The sequence below is a fragment of the Arthrobacter cryoconiti genome (assembly GCF_020905375.1).
Taxonomy (GTDB): domain Bacteria; phylum Actinomycetota; class Actinomycetes; order Actinomycetales; family Micrococcaceae; genus Specibacter; species Specibacter cryoconiti.
In genome coordinates this window covers 15882-35791 of sequence record NZ_JAJJBU010000027.1, presented here as the reverse complement: position 1 = coordinate 35791, position 19910 = coordinate 15882, and the positions used below count along the sequence as shown (strand labels likewise).

At 60.3% G+C, this 19910-nt stretch carries 21 protein-coding genes; 7 read left to right on the top strand and 14 right to left on the bottom strand.

The genetic code is table 11. From position 1 onward, the window contains the following. Positions 1 to 9: 9 nt before the first annotated feature. The 14 genes from LOH53_RS13520 to LOH53_RS13455 form a co-directional block, all read right to left on the bottom strand. Entirely contained in the window at positions 10 to 1038 is a 1029-nt protein-coding gene (locus LOH53_RS13520) for a hypothetical protein (RefSeq protein ID WP_230068281.1), read from the bottom strand. Then, positions 1023 to 1640, bottom strand: a complete 618-nt coding sequence (locus LOH53_RS13515) for a hypothetical protein (protein ID WP_230068280.1) — start codon at positions 1638 to 1640, stop codon at positions 1023 to 1025. Before LOH53_RS13515 ends, LOH53_RS13520 begins: the two co-directional genes overlap by 16 nt. 20 nt (positions 1641 to 1660) lie before the next feature. Beyond that, positions 1661 to 2074, bottom strand: a complete 414-nt coding sequence (locus LOH53_RS13510; RefSeq protein WP_230068279.1) for a pilus assembly protein TadG-related protein — start codon at positions 2072 to 2074, stop codon at positions 1661 to 1663. 4 nt (positions 2075 to 2078) lie between these two features. Beyond that, positions 2079 to 2504 (bottom strand): pilus assembly protein, encoded by a 426-nt coding sequence (locus LOH53_RS13505; protein ID WP_230068278.1) that lies wholly within the window; start codon positions 2502 to 2504, stop codon positions 2079 to 2081. Then, positions 2501 to 2914 carry a TadE family protein gene (locus LOH53_RS13500; RefSeq protein WP_230068277.1) on the bottom strand — a complete coding sequence of 138 codons (414 nt, stop codon included), beginning with the start codon at positions 2912 to 2914 and terminating at the stop codon, positions 2501 to 2503. Before LOH53_RS13500 ends, LOH53_RS13505 begins: the two co-directional genes overlap by 4 nt. A 262-nt stretch (positions 2915 to 3176) precedes the next feature. Next, entirely contained in the window at positions 3177 to 3404 is a 228-nt protein-coding gene (locus LOH53_RS13495; protein WP_230068276.1) for a hypothetical protein, read from the bottom strand. Positions 3405 to 3592: 188 nt separating this feature from the next. Then, positions 3593 to 4468, bottom strand: coding sequence for a TadC protein (locus LOH53_RS13490; protein WP_230068275.1), 876 nt, complete (start codon positions 4466 to 4468; stop codon positions 3593 to 3595). After that, positions 4465 to 5337 carry a type II secretion system F family protein gene (locus tag LOH53_RS13485; protein WP_230068274.1) on the bottom strand — a complete coding sequence of 291 codons (873 nt, stop codon included), beginning with the start codon at positions 5335 to 5337 and terminating at the stop codon, positions 4465 to 4467. Before LOH53_RS13485 ends, LOH53_RS13490 begins: the two co-directional genes overlap by 4 nt. Beyond that, a complete protein-coding gene (locus tag LOH53_RS13480; RefSeq protein WP_230068273.1) occupies positions 5334 to 6854 on the bottom strand; it encodes a CpaF family protein in 1521 nt (506 codons plus the stop codon). Before LOH53_RS13480 ends, LOH53_RS13485 begins: the two co-directional genes overlap by 4 nt. Beyond that, the gene (locus tag LOH53_RS13475) at positions 6851 to 7681 is read right to left on the bottom strand and encodes a P-loop NTPase family protein (RefSeq protein WP_230068272.1); all 831 of its coding nucleotides are present in this window, start codon (positions 7679 to 7681) and stop codon (positions 6851 to 6853) included. Before LOH53_RS13475 ends, LOH53_RS13480 begins: the two co-directional genes overlap by 4 nt. Positions 7682 to 7683: 2 nt before the next feature. Continuing rightward, positions 7684 to 8349: an SAF domain-containing protein gene (locus tag LOH53_RS13470; RefSeq protein ID WP_230068271.1), complete on the bottom strand. Its 666-nt coding sequence runs from the start codon at positions 8347 to 8349 to the stop codon at positions 7684 to 7686. Further along, on the bottom strand, positions 8349 to 8915 hold the full coding sequence (locus LOH53_RS13465) for a hypothetical protein (protein ID WP_230068270.1): 567 nt from the start codon (positions 8913 to 8915) through the stop codon (positions 8349 to 8351). The genes LOH53_RS13470 and LOH53_RS13465 overlap by 1 nt, the downstream gene beginning before the upstream one ends. 2 nt (positions 8916 to 8917) lie before the next feature. Then, positions 8918 to 9904: a ParA family protein gene (locus LOH53_RS13460; RefSeq protein WP_230068269.1), complete on the bottom strand. Its 987-nt coding sequence runs from the start codon at positions 9902 to 9904 to the stop codon at positions 8918 to 8920. A 569-nt stretch (positions 9905 to 10473) separates the two neighbouring features. After that, a complete protein-coding gene (locus LOH53_RS13455) occupies positions 10474 to 11241 on the bottom strand; it encodes a hypothetical protein (RefSeq protein ID WP_230068268.1) in 768 nt (255 codons plus the stop codon). Positions 11242 to 11540: 299 nt separating this feature from the next. Between LOH53_RS13455 and LOH53_RS13450 the strand changes: the two genes are divergently transcribed. From LOH53_RS13450 to LOH53_RS13420, 7 genes are read left to right on the top strand one after another with little or no spacing between them, the layout of a single operon-like run. After that, on the top strand, positions 11541 to 11762 hold the full coding sequence (locus tag LOH53_RS13450) for a hypothetical protein (RefSeq protein WP_230068267.1): 222 nt from the start codon (positions 11541 to 11543) through the stop codon (positions 11760 to 11762). 2 nt (positions 11763 to 11764) lie between these two features. Continuing rightward, a complete protein-coding gene (locus LOH53_RS13445; protein ID WP_230068266.1) occupies positions 11765 to 12802 on the top strand; it encodes a conjugal transfer protein in 1038 nt (345 codons plus the stop codon). Between the two features lie 9 nt (positions 12803 to 12811). Then, positions 12812 to 13129 (top strand): hypothetical protein, encoded by a 318-nt coding sequence (locus tag LOH53_RS13440; RefSeq protein WP_230068265.1) that lies wholly within the window; start codon positions 12812 to 12814, stop codon positions 13127 to 13129. Between the two features lie 5 nt (positions 13130 to 13134). Then, positions 13135 to 13698 (top strand): UbiA prenyltransferase family protein, encoded by a 564-nt coding sequence (locus tag LOH53_RS13435; RefSeq protein WP_230068264.1) that lies wholly within the window; start codon positions 13135 to 13137, stop codon positions 13696 to 13698. A gap of 11 nt (positions 13699 to 13709) precedes the next feature. Further along, entirely contained in the window at positions 13710 to 16241 is a 2532-nt protein-coding gene (locus LOH53_RS13430) for an ATP-binding protein (RefSeq protein WP_230068263.1), read from the top strand. Continuing rightward, entirely contained in the window at positions 16238 to 18331 is a 2094-nt protein-coding gene (locus LOH53_RS13425; RefSeq protein WP_230068262.1) for a hypothetical protein, read from the top strand. Before LOH53_RS13430 ends, LOH53_RS13425 begins: the two co-directional genes overlap by 4 nt. A 1-nt stretch (position 18332) precedes the next feature. Then, positions 18333 to 19907, top strand: a complete 1575-nt coding sequence (locus LOH53_RS13420; protein WP_230068261.1) for a peptidoglycan DD-metalloendopeptidase family protein — start codon at positions 18333 to 18335, stop codon at positions 19905 to 19907. The last annotated feature ends 3 nt before the right edge of the window (positions 19908 to 19910 follow it).

Genomic DNA, 19910 nt, shown 5'->3' with positions numbered 1-19910 from the left:
CCTGTTCCGCTATTTGGTGATCACGGTCTGCATCTCACCGATGTCGAGTTGGGTGACGCTTTGAGCTGTCGTAGTTGCGGTTCCCGTTTGCCCGCCGGCCGCCCAGTCAAACTGCCAGTGGCTGGTGGCCGAGACCGGATACTTTCCACCAGGCTGATCCTTGGACATTCGTGAATAGGAATAGCCACAGTCAGGAGAGGATTGAACCCCAAAACTCACATCGTAGGGTGAGCCGGGATTTGAGCAGCTGATGACCGTGCCATCCCCCATATTCCAATCAATACTGGTCACCTTGGCAGTACCAGAAATGGCAAGCCCGCGGATGGTGTCGCTCTGAGTCCAGGGACCATAAGTGTTCTGCGCAGGATTGTTGACCCACATCCACACGGGAAGACCAACAGATCCTTGTGAGCCCGCGCCAGGGCGGGGCACGATCCCAATGTCTACGCCCTTGAATTGGAAACGCTTGAAGAGCTCAGCGGCGGCTTCAGCAGGGGTGATAGGCGGCACTGCGGGGGCGCCCGGAGGAGTGTCCAGCCAGATAGGAGATTGGAATGCACTCCCAAAGCTCAAAAGGTCGCAACCGTAAAACTTTCCCTTGGTGTTCTTGGGGTCGAGCTTCACACCGTTGTTCCAAATTTCGCCGTCAGGATGGCCTGGTTCACCCGTATAGAGGGTCATGTAGCACTGGTGCGCATCATCCCAAACAGCTCCAAAATCGTTGGTGCACGGAAGCGGTCCCTTCTTTCGAGAAGTTGGTTCACCACCTAGAGTTCCTGCACCTGTAGCGGCACACTCACGTGTGCCAGGGTTGCCAGCGTTGCCCGTTCCTCCGCCATCAACACCGCCGTTTCCGTTGCCATTTCCTCCACCTCCTCCGGGTACTTCAATGGAGACAATGCAGGAACCAGGATTGGTCGGGTCCGGAACCATTCCGGTAGGACAGCCGCCGTCAGCGAATGCACTTGATACAGGCAAGAGAACCGAGAGCCCAACTATCAGTGCTGGGCTTAGGAAGAAAGCTAGGAAGCGTTGCATGCCGTGACCTTGTCATCTGTGAGCCAGTCTTTAGAGACCGCCCAACGACCTCCGTACCAAATAACCTGCGCGGTGTAGAGCATTTGTTGGGGGCCGACTTTGCCGCTGTCTTTGCCGTTTGGACCAATCGTGTGGAAGTCGCTCTTGTCAACGCACAGCGACATGTCCACCTGACCGAATGGGACGTCGTCACCAACAGAAATTGGTTTGAAGGTCGATACTTTGTCGTCAAGAACCTTGTACTTGATCTGGCCGGTCGTGTGGCTTCCTGTCTTGTCAAGTGAATTGAACATGAGGCTCGCACGTCCGCCATTGATGAGCCCGGGAGCAATTCCACGGAGGGGAGTTTCGTCTTTTCCACCATTCCCGGCGATGGTCGTGAGGACTTCTAGATACTCGCTGTAGGCTGCCTTGGCACTTGCGACTGACTGTTCGTTGGAGACAGGCGCCTGGGACTGGAGCGGAGTGGCCACGGTGGGGATCGGAGCCTTTGTGGAGGCGGTGTTTTCGACGGGGCCGGGGTTGTCGGAGGCGCAGCCGCTGAGTGCGAGGGCAGCGATTACCGCAAGGCTTCCGAGTGTTGTGGTGAGTGTCTTTTTCATTCGGTATTTCTCCTGGGGTGTCACTGCTTGAGTAGTTGAGCGGTGGCGGTGGCGGTGCTGTTGAGGCTTCTGATGCCGATGGCGCTGAGGAAGATCGTGGGGCTTGTCTTGGTGACGGTAACGGTGACCGTTGTTCCGCTGACGGTGGCTCCTCCGCTGAGCCCCGAGGCGCTGATGTAGCTTTCCGCGGCGGCTTGGGCGGCGTAGGGGTTGACCAGTGGGGTGCCGCCGGCCACGCTGTTTCCGTCGATGGACCCGGCGGCCGCGCGGGCGGCTGATTCTGCGACTGCCCGGGCTTCTTGGAAGCCGGCGGTTTTGGCCCCTCCGTCTACGACGAGTCCGATGGCGAGGAGGAGCCCGACGAAGAGGACGATGAAGAACATGGTGGCGGATCCGCGTTCCTTGTTCTCAATGGGTGTGGTCAGGGTTGGCATCGGATTACCTTTGGCGGTAGGGGTCTACGGGTGAGCTGGCGCTCTTGGTGATGGACATTGAGCCGGGCAGCCCGGGTACCAGGTTTGCCACGGGGACGCTGCAGGTGATGGTGACGGTGACCTTGCCGGTTTGTCCGATGGGGGCCAAGAATTGGCTGGTGTCCAGGGAAGTGTCTTGGCCGTTGCACGTTGCCCCGCTTTGGGCCATTGATACGGCGGCCGCGGTGGCTGCCTGATTTCTGGCCTGGTCTGCAGAGCGTGCCAGGGAGCCGTCCCGGGCGGCGGATGCGGCAGCTGATTGGACAGCGTTGGTGGCCCAGGAGATGCGCATGCCAACGACGAGCAGGCCGATCAACACAATGGCTCCGACGGCGAGGATGCAGGATTCCAGGGTCAGGGAGCCCCGTTCGTTTTCGTTGGTCCTGGTCATGGGTTCACCCACCGTTCAATGGGGCCGCTGACAGTGGCCCGGACTCCGGGGCCGCCCCATCCCGGCAGGATCGAGGGGCCAGATCCGGTCACGGTGACGGTGACGGATGTCCCGCTCCTGCTGATGCTGACATTGGTGTTGTGGATGCTGCTTGAACCGTTGGCGAGGATGTCTGAGGCTGCTGACTGGCCGGCCCCATCTCCCGCGTTGTAGGACTTGGCGCTGCTGTAACCGGAGGAGGCTGCAGCCTGGGCGAGGTTCTGGGCGTGCATCCAGAAGGCGCCCTGCAGGATCCCGAAGATCAAAACGATGAAGACCGGGAAGAGGATGACGCCCTGAAGGCTCATGGAACCACATTCAGCTCCACCGCGGAGACTGCGGTGGAGCTGGGCATCATTGTTGGTGCTCATTCGATTCACTTTGGTTTCGTCATCTTCGGCCCCCTGCGATCCAGGCCCAGGAGACAACGACGATCTCTCCGATGAGGAGCAACAGGCCTGCAAGGTGGCCGACACGAAAGAATACAGTCGCGGTCAGGGCCAGGAGGCAGATGCTGACCATGATCATAGGGACACGCAAAGAGGGTATATCTCCTCGCTCGGGTTGGTCGAGGAGACGACTCATCCGGGTCATGAGGTATGCATGTGAGGCCTGGGCGCGGGTCATCGCGGGTTACCGTCCGGGCAGTTCGGCGGCCTTGGAGTTGATGGCGGCGACAACGATGGCCGCGACGGCGATAGCGATGACGGCGATGGCGACGGTCCAGATGATCTGTTCCAGCGTGAGGGATCCGCGCTCACGGTCCTCGCGCAGCTGGGCGTGCCTGGTCTTGAGGGTGTCGCGGAAGTTGAGACCGGCGACGTGCAGTGTGGCCGCGATGCGGATGATGGACTTGTTCATGGTGCTTCCTTTGGTTGAGTGGTCCCCTACACCAACAAGAGGTGTCAATAAATCCAGGATTCGGACACTGGTTTGGTAATTAGTCTAGGTAACTCTGAATTTTGATGGTCTTGAGCGGTGCCGCGGGATGCGGCTGGCTGGTTTGAATGTGGGTTGCTCTTCAAATTTTGACTGGTCAGGTTTCCTCCTTATGTAGACATTAGTTTGAAAAGTGGGGGTGTGGCGATAAGGACGATGAAGATTAGTCCCATCAGCGCCATGGGCATGGTGATTCGTTCGGAGTCCGCGTTGGCTTTGGCGCGGGCTTCGTTGAGGAGCTGGACGCGGAGCCCTTTGCCGCGGGAGCGGAGGGGTTCGTAGACGCTTGCGCCTTCAGCGCCGGCTAGCTTCATGATGTCTGCCAGGTCTGACAGCTCGGGCACCCCGATGTCTTTGGAGAACGCCTTGAAGGCGTCCCAGGGTCGGTGCCCTTTGTATTTGGCCAGCTGCAGTTCTTCGCGGAGTCGGACAAACACCCACGAGTCGGCGACGTTGGCGGCGCGGCTGAGGGCGAGCCCCGCTGCGGTGTTGCGCTTTCGCTCGGCGGCCACGAGTTCGATGTAGGTGGCCACCGCCCTGGCGAATTCGTGACGTGCTTCTTCTGCCTTTTGCGTCACGGTCAGGTTGGTTGCCCAGATGAGCAGCAGTGCCATGCCCAGGGATACAGGCAGGGAAACGATCAGCAATGGTGCTGGCAGACCGAGGAGGAGGACGCAGAAACCTGCCAGCAGTGGGGCGATGATGAATCCGAGGAGGCCCATCATGGCCTGGTTGGAGGAATGCTGGGCTGGGGAGATTCCCACCAGGGCAAGATCCTTGCTGTTGACCTGCAGCCTGGCCAGCAGACCGTGCTGCATGACCCGCCCCATCTGTTCGCGCTTGGTGGGGGTTGTTGCTGCCACTTCGACCGTTCCCAGGTGGTCCAATGCCGCGGAGAGCTTCGGGTGTCGTGGGGTCAGTTCGGCTACCAGCCAGACCAGGCCCAGGCCGACGATGGCGCCAAGGGTGAGAGCTGCCCAAATCATGAGGTGGCTCCTTTCGCGTCAACCAGGATCCGGGGGGGCAGATCGGGTTTGCTGAGGGAGTGCATCCATTTCAGTGCGCCAGCGTAGGCGGCGACGATCAGGAGGAGGATGCCCTGCCCGATGGGGGTTTTGTAGACGGAGAAGAATTCGGCCATGAGGGTTGCCGCGCCCACCATGGTGCCCAGGGTGAAAATGGTGACCCATTTGGCGGTGGTGCGGTTTGTTTCCCTGGCCGCATCGATCTCCCGGCGCTGCCGGATCTCCTCGAAGATGGTTTGGGCAAGATCGTCCAGGGCATCGGAGAGTCCGGAGACACGGATCGTGGAGGCCAGGATGAGGTGTGCGGCGAGTAGATCGGCCGTGGGGTCGTCCAGGTCGTCGGCAAAGGCTTTGAAGGCCCTCCGCGGCGTCCAGCGGGTGTTGAGCCTGGCCACCAGGTTGTTCAGCTCGGGACGGATGACCTCGGGAGAGTTCGGCAGGCTGGTTGTTACTGCCTGACTCAGCGAGGTGGCCCCGGTGCTGATGAGGCCCGAGAGTGATCGTGCCCAGGCTTCCAAGGCCTCCAGCTTGGCAATCTCATTCTTGCTCCGTGCGGTGCTGAAAATCGGTGGGAGGAGAACGGCTGCCGCCGGCACGGCGATCAGGGTCACCAGCCAGCCAGTACGCCAGAAGAGCAGAAGGCCGGCTACCAAACCGATGACCAGGTAGAGGGACTGCTGGGGCCCAATTTTGGACTTCAGCTTTGAAATGGGTGACTTGGTCCGGCCGTTACGGCTGGGTTTGGTGGGGGTCCGCGTCAGCTCCGTGATGATCAGGATGATTCCCACCCCCATCCCCAGGGCGCAGCTGATGGCGAGGAAAGCATTCATGATCCCAGCCCTCTCAGCCGGTCACGGTGATATCCCACCTGAGCCAACTCTTCAAGGAAGTCATCATGGGGTTCATAGCCCGTGAAGATGGCATCCGCACCGCGTTTGGGTGAAAGGAAGATTGGATTGGCTCCAGGGCTTTCGCCATCACCACTGGGCACCACTTCAGCAATCTCCGTGATGTGCCGCTTCTTCCCGGAGGGCCGGGAGAGCTGGACGATGATCTGGATATGGTCCTGAATCTGGCGGTAGGCAAAGGCCGGTGAGGTACCCAGGCTTTGTTGCTGAAGATCCGCCATCTTTGAAATCGCGTCTTTAGCTGTTTTGGCGTGGATGGTTGTCATAGAGCCAGCGGCACCGGTCATCGCTGCGAGCATGGCCAGAATTTCCTCAGGCCCGCGCACCTCACCCACGATGATGCGCTGAGCGTCGAAACGAAGTGCGGAAGGGATGAGCCCACCGACAGTGATCGAGCCGATCAGCTCACCCGTCTTCGGATCCCGTTCTCCCTGTCCGGGGCGGGCTTCGAGGGATTTTACGTTGAAGTGGTTGGGGGCGCCGAGGTGGAGCTCACGTTCGGTCTCGATGGTCACGACGGGTTCCCACGGATCGAAATTGGCGCACAGAGCCCGTGTGAAGGTGGTCTTACCGGCACCGGGGTGCCCAGAGACCACGACGGACATGTGCGCACGCACGCAGGCGGCCAGGAAATCTGCTGCGTCCTGAGTGAGGGTGCCATATCTTTCCACCAGTTCATCAAGGGTAATTTCCTTGATGCGGTGGCAGCGGATGGTCAGTGTGGGCCGCGGAGCGATGGGCGGGTGGGCTGCCTGGAGACGATCCCCTGAGGCGAGCGTCATGGAGAGCTGGGGCATCTTTGCGTTGAATTCCCGGGCGCCCTCCCCCAGTTCGTCACACCAGGTCTGCACCATTTCGATCAAGGCCTGGTCGCTGGAGGCAACAGGAGCAACCTTTTCCTGGGTGCCGTCCGCGCGTCGGACGATCACCTCATCGCATCCGTTGATGTGGATGTTTTCGATGGTGGGGTCATCCAGCAACGGCTGGACGGCACCCATGCGGTAGGCCTGGTTGAACAGGATCTGCTGGAGATCGTTGTGTTGCTGCTGCGTCAGGCGAGGATCTCCATCGCGGACGCGGGCGGCGCTAAAGTCGGCCAACACGGTGGCAATGATGGCACGGCCGAGCTCATCCCTGTTTTCAGGGGTTTCATCCCTGGAACCACGGATCTCTGAGATCTCATTAGCAAGCCGTTCAACCACTTCCCAGTTATCGGAAGGATCAATTTCAGCATCACCGTCAGGGGAGAGAGTCGGTACCGTCTTCTGGGGCGGTGTCTCCACAGGCTCGGATGGGGCAGCTGGTGAGGCCACCCGGCGGCCGTTGCGTTGGCCTGCCGCTGCCAGCGCGGCAGCGGCAGGGTGCTGGGCCGGCGGTGTGGTGGGCAGGGCCAGAGGGAGGTCCTTGAAGAGGTCCACATTATCGGGGGTGATGCTCATGCCAGGTCCTCCAATTCGATATCGAGCGCCTCATTGAGCAGGCCGCGTCGTTCATCCAGTTCGCTACGAAGGGCGCCGGAGAGGTGGTCAATGGCGCGGATGTAGGGCCGCTTTTCGAACCGGCCAGGATTGGTGACTTGTGCGCCGTCGCTGAAAACGGCAGCGGTCTTCTCATCCCACGGCAGGGATCCGGTGATGCGTAGTCCCAGGCTGCGGGCCATGTCATGAGACGAGTATGGGCTGGAGGGTCGTTCGATCAGCACGGTGCTGAGGTGATCGCCACGCCCGATGCTGGCCAAGTCGCCCTGGATCTCCTCCAGGCGGTACCGGATGGCGAAGGCGTCCGGAAGGGAGGGGCGAGCCACAATGATGACGGCATCTGCTGCCCTCAACAGTGCTGTGCGCTTGTCCCCCACGCTCCACCGGCCGGCGTCGATAATGACGTCCGTTCCGGAGGCTTCAAAGGTGTCGGCGGCAGAGATGATGTCTCCCCAGAGGTGGTCCAGGGAGGGGGCGCTTTTGGCCTCCATCAGCCCGGGAAGGAGCCATTGTTGGGCCTGTTCCGGATTGTCGGTGTCCAAGGGCAAGAGCTGGGCCCACAAGTCATTGAAGTCCAGGTGCCCCGATTGGTCTGCGGCAACGGCGAGGTTGATTAGATTCTTGTCGCTGCCATACCGGCCCTTGAGGTAACCGGACAGGAAGGACGAGGCCTTCGAAGTGTCCGCTTCAAGAAGGATGGCCTTGCGGTACCAGCAGCGGGTGAGGGCCATGGCGGCGGTGGATCCCCCAGGTGAACCGCTGAGGCTGATCATCAAGATGGTGGCCATGACTACTTGCCACCGTCCAGGATCAGCGCCACCCGGCCGGTTGCCGCCTTGGCTGCCAGTGCTGGCGCATCGGACTTCGGAACAAGAACAGCAACCAGGGTTTGTCCGGAGACGGTGTCCCTCTGGGATGAGATGACGGTTGCACTGATGGCAGCGGGCGCTTCCTTGGGAGCTTCTGCGAGGTTGGCCGGCGTACTGACGATGCGGACCTTGTCCCCGTTGGTCAGCGGGTAGGGCGGCAGCTGTTGATTGGTCAGGGATAAGCCGACCATGGACTGGTCGGGTCCCAGGCCGGAGCCGGTGCCGATGGTGTTGGGGGTGACCAGGGAGCCGTGGGGAATATCGACCTGGGCAGTCTTCCCGACTACCTCACCTTGTTGGGTGGTGAGGTAGTGAGGGATGGGCTGGCCTTCGGGGATCTGAACCGCGGTAAGGTCGTCCACGGTCATGACGTGGCCGCGGCTGATGTCTGACTTGGCGGCGAAGACGGTGAGGTTTTGCCCTTGAGTGTTGAGCAGCCAGGCAAAGACCAGGGCAAAGACGATGATCATGGCGATGGCGGCGCCGATGATGGGCTTGCGTGGTTTTGACTGGACCGGCGAACCAAGGCTTTTGCGCTTCTCAGGCTTCTCGGCGACGGCTTCCCCAGGGGCTGTCAGCGTACTCATCAGATTTCATCCTTTAGGTATTCGGTTAGGGCTGTGACAATCAAGCGATTGCGGTTTCCGCCGGCCAGTTCGGTGGCGAGGTTATCCAGCACGGCCATGTGCTTTGAGTTGATTCGCATGGACTTGCTGTCTTTTTCAGAGTGATCGGCGGAGATCATGGCGACAGCTTCACCGCGGCCAAAGAGGTTGGGCCCAGGGACTTTGACCTGGTTGGTGTTCAGGAGGGTCGGCAGCTGTTGATAGGTGGAGTCGATGGCGTTGAAGAGCACATTGGCGAAGGAGAGCTTCGTCCTGTTCTTGTGGGCTTCGTAGGCCTTGATGAGCTCCTTCGACGCCCTGATGGTGAGGTTTTCCCCGGCTGCCCCTCCCCCGGCTGCTGCTTCCTGGTTCGCGGTGGGTGTGACGGCAACGGGGGTTGCGGTGACGGCATCTTCCTGCGGTGCTGGTTGCTGCGGCGTCGGGTCGTTGGCGGGAGCTTCAGGCACCAGTTCAACGACAGGAGAGGGTTGAGGCTGCGCGGTGCGCTTTAGGCCACCCAGGGCGGAAAGTTTGTTGTCAGCGGTCATGGCTATTTTTCTCCTGCTTCGGCGTCGAAGGCTTCTTCTTGGGCCTTGAGCTCATCGATGATTTCAGTGGCAAGGGACATATAGTCCTCGGCCAAGGAGCTGGCGGAGCCTGCCAGCACAGGCGTTGCGGAGGCCCCGGATCGGAGTCGTTCCCAGAACGGGCCCTGCTTGAGGACATCTGCAGCGAGTTCATGGGCAGCCTGGCCCCGGAATGAGGCGTCGGCATCCGCTGCGACGACGTTGCGGATCTTGGCGCTAAACGTAGGGGCGATTCCTCCCAGCCGCTCCCCCAGGATGTCCCGGGGTCGTTTCTCAACGCGAGTGGCGCCGGAGGGAACTCCGAAGAGAATCACACCCAGCAGGCGAATGTACGGGTTCGCGGATTGGACCTGCTCAATGCGGCTGGCCAGGCTGTACAACCCGTTGATGGATTTGGGTTCGGGGCGCAGCGGGGCGAGGATCCAGCGGGCCGCCAGCATTGCCTCATCCACAAAGACGAAGCCGGCATCGGATGGAGGGGTGTCGATGAGGATCAGATCGTAGTTATTGGCGATCTTCGCCAGGGCGCGGGCGATACAGCCGCGCATCTTGCCACCGCGAAGGGTGTCGCCGTGGATGGCGTCGATGAGCTGGTTGGTAAACGGCCCGCCGGTCAGTACATCGAGCCCGGGACGAATGTCCTTGAGAGGTACAGGGACTTCGTTGTAGGTGACGGCATGGTGCAGGGCTTTGCCCTGATTATTCCGCTCGTCATCGGAGAAGCCAAGATTGATGGCCACGTTTCCTTGAGAGTCCATATCAACGATCAGGACCTTGTACCCGGCTTCGGCCAGGAGCGTGGCGAGGTTTGTGGTGACGCTGGTCTTTCCCACTCCCCCTTTTCCGTTGGTGATGACGATTGTTCGTCTCAGGTTGAAAAGGTCACTATCGCTGATCAACTTGACGGCTTGTGAGAGAGCAAACGGGTTTGGTGTGGTTGTCGAGTCCATACCTTGCATAATAAGCGCCTTACCTGCGCATAGCAAGAGCATTCACAAGACAGTTAGATGCAAGTCGGGTGCAAGGCGGTTGCATACGAACATCGAAATAACAGCACTTGAAGGGGCAGGCTAGGCGTATTGAATGATGATTCCACTGATACTCAAGGGCTTCTAGGGAGCACAAGGTTAACAATTTAACTGCACCTCTAATGCATATGAGTTATCTCTACATGCATCATGCACGCATGGCGCATGCATTGGCAATATGCATTCACTATGCATGCATGATGCGTTCAATAGGCTTGCAGGGTGTTCTGTCGGTGCGTGGCCTTTGCAGTAATCATATTGGTGAACGCTTTGCGGGGGCACGCAAGGTGCATTGGGAAGGTGGGCCAAGGGCAAACTCTGGCATCACAAATGCGTAGTGGATTGCTGCTGATGAGTGGGGGAGGGGCATGAGTTAAGCCGGGTGCAGCATTCATGCAGGCACGCAAATGGCTGCGCCCCTTCCTTGGCCTTGGAAGGGGCGCAGCCGGTTTGGGGGAGCGGAGGGTGGCCGAGTGCTCCAGTGGCTCCTGTTAGGCCTCCCAGCCGGCTTCTGAGACTTCCTGGCGCACAGCGTTGACCAGCGTGATCCGGATGCGGGAAGCCCTCTTGCGCAATGCCTCGGCGCTGACTCCGTGCTCCTCCATGAGGGTTTCTCGTGAAGAGGGCACGTCGCCGGCCAGGTAGTAGCGGGTGAGCAGAATGACTTCGGCTTTGGTGAGGATCTTTGCCGACAGGGACCAGGCAAGTACCTCTGCCAGGTCTCGCTCCGGATCTGCGTCGTCTTCATGGAAGGCGTAGCTTTCCAGCTCTTCGTCGCTGAAGTTGTCCATGGATGTTTCTGTCACCTTGCGGTTGGAACGTTTGACTGAACCGTTGACGATCCCGAGGGCATCCATTGCCAGGCTGAAGGCGATGCGGTGGTTCCGGGTAACGGGGTGGGTCAGGATGGCCTCCCACAGGGCGGTGATGTAGATGCTCAAGGCGTCATCAAGGGAGTAGAGGCGCAGAGCCCTGGATGAAGCCGTGACTTTGATGGCCTTGGGGATAAGCAAACGGATGACGGTGATGTGGGCGAGAGCGTCGCCGGCCTGTGCTGCCTGGATGAGTTCCATGAGGACCAGGTCCTTCCAGGCGTCTTGTCCGGGGGAGCGGAAGGCGTCACGGATTTCTGCGAGAGGGACGGCCCCCAGGGCGGGGTAGGCCCCGACTGGGGACTGTTCGGCGTAGCAGTCGAATGTCGCTGTCACTGACTTCACTGTTGGTTCCCAGCTGAGGTGGGTGAACGTTGCCGTGGCCATGGCGGTCTCCTTAGAAAGCTTTGTTCGCGCATCACTCGCGCGCGGTGTCTAAGGTCAAGCCAAGAAAAACGCCCCTTGCTAAATCCCTTGCTAGGTCAGGAAAACAACAGAACAGGACTTGATGGGTTGGCTGATGTAGGGCCTTGCCAATTGCGTTTGCGCAGGTCAGAGCACTGTTTCTCCAGGGTTTTAGCAGGGTAAAGATCTTCAAAGAATTTCTTGTTCGCGTGTCCGGATTGCGTTTGTGGTGGCACCTCTTGTTGGTAGAGACCCCTACAACGAGACAAGGACTTCCGACTATGAGCAGCAATCCGGCCCACGCTTTTGATGAGGATGAAGGCTCCGACCTGCAGGACGTAGCAACATCCTTTGCCGTTCGGGGGGAGCTGACTTCGCACCTGGCAAACATGCATCAGCACCCCTTTGACGAAGTTGCACAGAAGCGTCTCCTGGGGTTCTTGGGCTCGAAGAGGCTTGCCTCCGGATCCGCTGCGGCAGCACGACTGCAGAGAGGAGCTTAGTGATGCGACTCCAAAACAAGGGGCCCGCGAAGGTTGGGGACCCGCAGATGCCGGACCCTACAAAGAAGGCTTCTAAGGCAGGTGTTCGCCGCACCCTGGTTTTTGCCGACAATGGGGAAACGAACCCTTGGACTAAGGGCCAGGCCCTCACCACGAAGGCCGTTACGGTCTCGTGTTGGGTTGCCCTGTTCTTGATTTGGCCGTTGATCTTTACGTTCCTGGTGGGCGGGTTTTCACGCCCGGCCAGCTCGGCGCCCCGGGTGACTTCCCAGGTCGCTACGACAGCGGATCAGAATGTGGGCGCCGTTGCCCAGGGGTTTGTGGGGTCATGGCTTTCGGCCACCCGAACTAACGACGCAGGCCTGTCCGCCTATGCCGATCTCTCGGCCATCTCCTTGCCGGAGGTGCCTTTCGAGTACAGGAATCTTGCCGTCGCCGCGGTCGGGCCAAAGAGCGATTCCGGACTGATCCAGGTCCAGGTGGCTGCGGAGGTCAAGGAGAGCCACTTGGATAAGGACAAGAAGCCGGTCAGCTCCTGGCCACAGCGGTATTTCCAAGTCGCAATCGTCGTTGATGGAACGCAGATTTCCCCCGTGGGGATGCCTCGGGCCATTGCTTCCCCGATGACGGCTTCAACCAAGGCCTATGGATTCAACCAGAATGTGCCGGCCTCTGACCCACTGGCGCAGTCGATTTCCAGCTTCCTGCAGGCCTACGCTGCCGGCGTCGGCGACATCACCCGCTACACAGCCCCCACCGCAAATATTGTGGCCATCGCACCAGCACCCTACGCGGCCGTCAAGGCACAGGACTTCAAGGCAACCACCGAGCCGGTGGCAACTCCGGCAGACGGTGCCACCATCCTCACGCTCACCAGGGTCCTTCTGGTGACAGCCTCCGGCCAGCAGGTAGCAGCCGACTACACCCTGGTGCTGAAGGCAAGGGCAGGGCGCTGGGAGGTCTCTGAGATCAACCCAGACATCACCACCAAACCAACCACCAAACCCACCACCAATGCAGTCCCCCCAACAGGAAAGTAGACCCATCTCATGAAAACCGTCACCATCATCACCACTGCAGTACAGCCCAGCGCCGGCATGTGGGATCTGATCAACGAACAGATGACCCAGGCAAAGGGGGCGTTGATCGCGGCCTCCATCATCGGAGCCATCGTGATCATCCTTGGTACGGCCGTGAAGACCAAGGCCATCATGGCCACCCTCATCGCTGCCGTCATCGGCGCTGCCCTGATCTTCCTCGCCAGCGGTGGGCTGGAGCTCCTGTCAGGAAAGATGAACGAAACCGTGGCCGCCAGTTCGTCCCACGAGTTGGTACTTCACGATCTCACCACTGACGCAAGCGCATAGCGACGATGGCCGCGCCTGAAGACTACGAGGTAGTCAAGTTCTACCGGACATCAAAGTACCCCTTGATGCTCGGACGCCTGCCCGACGGCAGCAAGATCTTCGGCGGCCCTTACACCGCTGCCCAGGGCATCGCCGGCGCGGCCATGATCATCCTGGTGCTGAGCAGCTGGGGCCTCTGGGCCAACTACGGGCTCATCGGCAACATCATCGTCGGGGCGACGGCCGTAGTCGTCCCTGTCTACTTTGCCGGGATGATCCGGACCCGCAACCGAAACCCAGCATCAATGTTCCTGGGAGCCATGAAGGCCTTTGCCTCTCCCGATACCGGACGGGTGGGGAGCAAGGCATTCAAATTCCGTAAGCCCCACCATGTGCGAGGACTGACCATCCCGGACTATATGCCGGCCTCACCCGAGATCCCCGCTGCCGACAAAGAACCGGGACAGCCCGTCCGCAATATCCAGGCCCCAGAACCGGCCCCGGCCAGCCCAAGCACCGTTCAGGCGCAGCAGCACCGAGCAGTTACCGCCATCGAACGGCTCATGGCCGAGACCACACCGAAATCCTAAGGAGCACTCCCATGCGCATGCCAGCCACAGCCCTTCCAGGGAACCTGATGTTCACCAGGTCAGGAACCGTCTGGGCCTCATTTCGACTGGAGCCTGTCGCTTACGGATACTGCCCGCCACGGATCAAAAAGACCGTGAAGGCATTTCACCAGGCACTGTTCCAGGCCTTTGAAGGGGAGGCGTTGATTTCCGGGCTCACGGCCAACGTAGATCCGGCCTCCGTGGTTGAGCAAATGATTGAAGGGCTGGACATCGATCAGTGCCCGGAGTGGAAGGAAGAAGTCCTTGCCACCCTGGACAGCCTGGAGGGCATTCAACTTGGAACCCGGGCCTTCTGGCTCTCCGTACCCTTGCGGTCGAACACCCAGGAGATGATCAAATCCGCCATTGGGGTCTTCCAACGTGAATTCGCTGAAATGCTCGCGCTACCCCAGATTGTTCCCTCGGCGAAGGAAATCAGTGATGCCCAAGACCAGGCAGACCTGATCTTCAAACTCATCCCCTCAGTGTTCAAACCCAGAAAAGCAACGGCTGCAGAACACATCTGGATGGGGATCCACCATCAGCAACGAGGACTGGCCCACGATGGGCGCGTGCCGGCCGCCTCGGCCAAGGGAGATGTCACGGAGGAGATCATGCAGATGGGCTCCTCCATGCCAAACCCATGGCTGGATGAAGGAGGGCAATCGGACGAGGCTGGAAAGAAGGTCAAGAACCCGTTCGCACGCCGGTTCCTCAAGATTGCCTCCGCCAACACACCCTCCTACCAAGTGCTTCAGGCGGTGTCGGCAACTCCACGCGGCGGAATGATGTTCCCGGGCACCGAGTGGCTGTACATGGCCGATACCCTGGGGATCGATGTTGATTGGGTGATGCGCCTGACTATCACAGGCGCCGATGTCGCCAAGCGACAGAATGCCAAGGCAGAATCAACGCTTGCCGATCAGTATTGGCAACGCACCGATGAAGGAATCACCGGCTCCAGCTCAGAGCTGGATTCCTACGCCTCGGACCTCGCAGACTTCCAGCAGGCACTGAACCGGTCAGACAAGGAAACCAAGGTTCAGATGACCGCCATCTTCGCGGTCGGAGCACCCACCGCACAAGAAGCCATCGACCTGGCTGATGAGGTCAGCAAGTTCTACAAAGGCATCGAGATGATCCTCGACGCCCCGTTGGGCGGGCAGGAAGACCTCTGGTGGGGGATGCAGGTAGGCGTGCCCACCTCGCGGGCGGTGCGTGAATACGCGCAGCTGACCACCGGCCGGGACCTGGCCGGAGGCATCCCCTTTGCCTCGACCGAATTGGGGGCCCAGAAAGGCAGCCTGCTGGGCATGAATATTTCCACCAACAGGCAAACCCCGGTGCTCTTCGACATCGAGGGGAGCATGCTGGGCAACAAATCTGGTTCTTTCGCCGTGTGCGCCGAACTGGGCGCCGGCAAGTCGTTTCTGCTGAAGAAGACCACGGGGGAGGTGGTCGATCGAGGCGGGCGCTTCTTCGTCATTGATCGTTCCGGAACCATGGAATGGGCGGACTTTGGAGCCTCCGTGACCGACTGCATCGCCTTGGAGATTGCCAACCCTGAATACTCACTGGATCCGCTGAGAGTCTTTGGCGTCTATGAGGGTGCATCCATGGTGGAGACCGTCTTCACCACGCTCTTGAACGTTGCCCCCACCGACGATATGGGCATTGTCCTGTCGGAGGTGCTGGATCGGGACTATCTGGAACAACAGGAGCTGGACTCCCTGGGCGGGGTTCTGGCACACCTAAAAGGGGGCTGCCTCCTGGAAGGGGCAAAAGACCTGGGCCGCCGCATGGATGCCTTCGCCCGCAAAAAGCTCGGCAAGGTCCTGTTTGACGGTTCGCTGCCGCCCCTGCCCCTTGACTCACGCGGCCTAGTCATGTGCACCAGAGGAACCGAACTGCCCAACGCGGCCGAGCTGGTCAACGCTCACCTCTTCAACCAGCTCTCCATTGAGAAAATCTTCGGGCGCAGCCTCTATGCCCTGCTCGCCCGCATCGGCCAGGCAGTCTGTTTCAGGGACAAAGAAGACCTGGCACTGTTCATCGTGGACGAAGCCCATCACATCACCAGCTCCCCTGAAGGCGTCCACGTCGTTGAGATCTTTGTCCGCGAGGGTAGGAAGCACCGCACGGCCATCGGCCTGGGCAGCCATGACCCGGAGGAAGACTTCGGCAATGAAGTGGTTCGTGGACTGATCCCAGTACGCTTCCTGATGCGGCACACGGATAAGAACCTTGCCATCCGTGGCCTGCGATGGTTCGGGCTGGACGAGACCGACGAGGAACTGATTGACCTCATCACCACCGAGATGTCCCCCATGGATGAGAACAACAAGATCTACACCGGCCGGGAGGGTGAATGCCTCTTCAGGGACTCCGCGCAGCGCTATGGGAAGGTACAGATCACCCAGCCGGCACGCTACGAGCGGTTCCAGGCCATCCTCTCCACACCGGATGACCACGGTGACGGCCGGCGGAAGTCCCCCAGGGAATCCAACGGGGTCCTGGCATGAACAAAATGGCAGCCACCCTCTATGCCAGGCCCTGGTTGATGAGAGCTCTTGCCGTCCTCTTCTTGTTGGCCCTTCTTCTGGTTGCCTCGGCGGCCGGGGCCCACGCCGACGACGGCACGGCACCACCTAACGAGAATCAGTTCAACGGAGTCACGGACTCCCATGGGGTGCCGGCCGATAAATACAATGTGCCTCCCTTTGACCGCGGTGGCATGGACAACCTCATCAAGATGATCAACGCCTTCTACATCGACACCTTCTGGAGCTGGGGTGTCACCATGCTCAACGGCGCGATGTGGTTCTTCCAGTGGCTGCTCTCCTTCCAGTGGGTGTCCATGGTGACTTCACCCATCATGGTCTTTGCCACGACGATTCAGTCGCTCTTTGGCGGCCTCAACTTCATCCCCTTTGCCCTGGCCATTGCCGGCCTGGTCTACGGCATTCAACTCGCCAAGGGCCGATACGCCCACGGCGCCTTGAACCTCTTTATCAGTGCACTGGTAGCAGTCCTGCTCACCGGTGTCCTGGCAAACCCGGCCACGGCCATCCTGGGATCAAACGGGCTGCTGCACAAGAGCATCGACATGGGCGGGCAGGCCGCGGTTGCCATGGCCACCGATGGAAAGAACATGGACGCCAGCGGGCTGGCCCCGAGTGATGTCATCAACGCCACCGTCAACCAGAAGCTCACCGATATATTCCTCAGAGACCCTTCCATGTACGTCAGCTTCGGAAAGAAACTCACCGGAGACTGCGAAAAGATCTTTGATGCAAAGATGAAGGCGGTCAAAACGGGAGACACCGGGGACAACAGCGTGCGGGACGCCGTGGCCAAATGCGATCCAGACGCAAAATTCTTCATGCAACACCCATCAGGCCAATTAGACCTGTTGGGCAGTGTTGGCCTCGGGATCCTGGTCTTCTTTCTGATGGCGGCTGCCTTCGCCATCATTTTGATCTTCTCCGTCGCGGTCCTGACCTGGCGGACCCTGCAACTCATCCCCGCCGGATACCTGGCGCTCCTTCCTGGTGACGAACGGGCCGGTTTCTGGAATGTGCTCCTGCAGGTCTTCGCCGCCATCGCCACAGTGGCCCTGTCCCTGGTGGCACTGGTTCTATATCTTCGCTTCGTGATCGAGATCCTGACCGCTCTGGATGTGCTGGGGCGCAATAAATTCGTGGTCCTGGCAGCCCTCTTCCTGGGAGGCATCATCTTCCTCTTCCTCTTCAGGAAAAAACTCCATGCGACGGCCGGGAAGATCTCTGCAAAAATGTCTTCCTTCATGGGGGCGAAAGGGCAGGCCCCGCGCCAGCCCGTCACCGGGGCCCAGGTGGTCAGGCAGACGGTCAACACCGTGCAGCAAGCCCGCATGTTGGGCGCAATGAACAAGCAAGCAAAAGCCACCACAGGAGGCCCCGGAGCAACCCCGGTCAAAGGCGGACCATCGTCACCCAGCAAGGGGGGCGCAGCAACTGCCGAGGCCGGAACCACTGCCACCAAAGGGGGTTCAGCTGCTGCGCAAGGTGGTGCCGGAGCTACCAAAAGCGCCTCGGCCTTAGGTGGGGCCAAACTCCAGACGGCGCTTGGCCTTGCCGCAAAGATCCCATACGTGGGCGTAGCAGCAAGGGGTGTTCAAGTGGCCGCGGTGGTCATTCCCAAGGCGCAACAATTCGCCAAGAACACCGTATCGGCCCACAGCGCTCCTGCACGCCGGTCAGCCCGCAACGAGCAACTTCGGACCCAGCTGAACCGCCACGAGGAAAAGGTCAAGGCCTCCAAGGAGAAGATCCACACCAAGCTGGACGCGGTTGATGCCCGCCGAGACAAGACCCCGCGTCGCTCTGCGCAGCAGGACGTTTTGGACCGGAAGGAAACGCAGCTCAGGAGCAAACTGCTACAGACTTCCCCCTACACCAAGGCTGACGCCATTCGGGCAAAGCTTGCCCCAGGCGAGAAAGCCGAGACCCAGTTCAACCAACAGAAGGCCTCCGCCAAGGAAGCAGAACAGCAGCGGCTGGCCAGACTGGAGGAGCGCCAAAAAGTGCGGAGGGAAAACCGGGGCCACGTCGATCCGGTAAAGGGCTTCTGAGATGAACAAGTGGCTTGTGGGCGGCGCCATTGCCGTGGTCACCGCTGTGGCAGGTGCCTTCTTGGTAGTCCCGGTCATGTTGGGTGCTCTCATCGGAGGTTCCGGATCCCAAGGAAGCGCGGGCATCTGTCTGATCGGGGGATCCGTGGCAGAGGGCGGCTGGACCAACCCCCTGCAGGGCGTGATCACGTCAACCTTCGGCGGGAGAATGCTGGAAGGCACTGCAGACCACCACGATGGGACGGACATCGATGGAGGGGATGAAGGCGTCCCTTTCTACTCCGCCTCCAGCGGAGTGGTTGTCGCCGCCTACGGCACAGGAGGCACTGCAGGGAATGGCGATGGCGGCCACGGGATCATCGTGGATGCGGGGGAGGGCGTCCAACTTTGGTACTGGCATGCCCAGGCCGGATCCACGACGGTGAAGGCAGGCGACAAAGTGAAGGCTGGGCAGCATCTGGCCAACATGGGCAATACCGGGCGCTCTACTGCCGCTCACCTTCACTTCCAGGTCATGGTCAACGGTGCGGCAGTGGATCCGGTCCCCTTCATGAAAGCCCGGGGCATCACGCTCGGCCAGGGCGGCCCCTCATCCATTGACACTTCACCCCAAACGGCGGCGCCCGGGCAGCCCTCGGGTGGGAGCGGCCAGGACTTCATTGGGGAGGCCACCACTGGCACCCGCATCACCATGATCCCCGTGCAGTTGGGCTATGTTGACCGAGTCATCGCTCAGGGCAGGAAGAGCAAAATGTCAGACAAAGCCATCCTGATCCTTCTCGTCACGGCCCTGCAGGAATCAAAGTTCTTCATGTATGCCAACTCCTCGGTGCCAGAATCCGATGGCTATCCCCATGAGCGGGTCGGCAACGACCATGATTCGGTGGGGTTGGTGCAGCAGCGGCCATCCATGGGTTGGGGAACAGTTGAGGAGCTGATGAATCCAGAGAAGTCCGCGCTGGCCTTCTGGGGGATCCACCCGGCAGGCGAAACCCGTCCGCCAGGGCTCCTGCAGATCAGCGGATGGGAAAAGATGAGCGTCAATGACGCCGCCCAGGCAGTTCAGGTTTCCAACGTGCCGGACGCCTACGGGAAATGGGAGCCAGTCGCACAAGCACTGATGAAGCGAGTCGGTTCAGGTGGTGGCGGAAACGTTGACTGCACGTCCGGAAATGAATTTGGCGCCGGCAACCCCATGCCAGGTGAATACAAGGGTGATGCTGCCAGGGAAAAGATCATCGCTGCGGCCAAGGAAGGGCTCGGCGGCAGCTATGTCTGGGGCGGAACCGCCTTCAAGGCATGGGACTGCTCAGGCTATGTGCAGTGGGTCATGACCAAGGCGGGGATCAAAGGTATCCCCAGGACCGAACAGTGGGGGGTGGGCAAGAAGACCAGCAACCCCCAACCAGGGGATTTGGTGGTGCAAAATCCTGACGGCCCCAACCATTGGGCCCACGTAGGAATCTATGCAGGGGACGGGATGATGTACAGCGCCCTCAACCCCAGCGTCGGCACCTTGCTGCACCCCGTGGACTGGAACCCGGGAAGCGAATACTTCACCATGATCGGCGACTGAGGG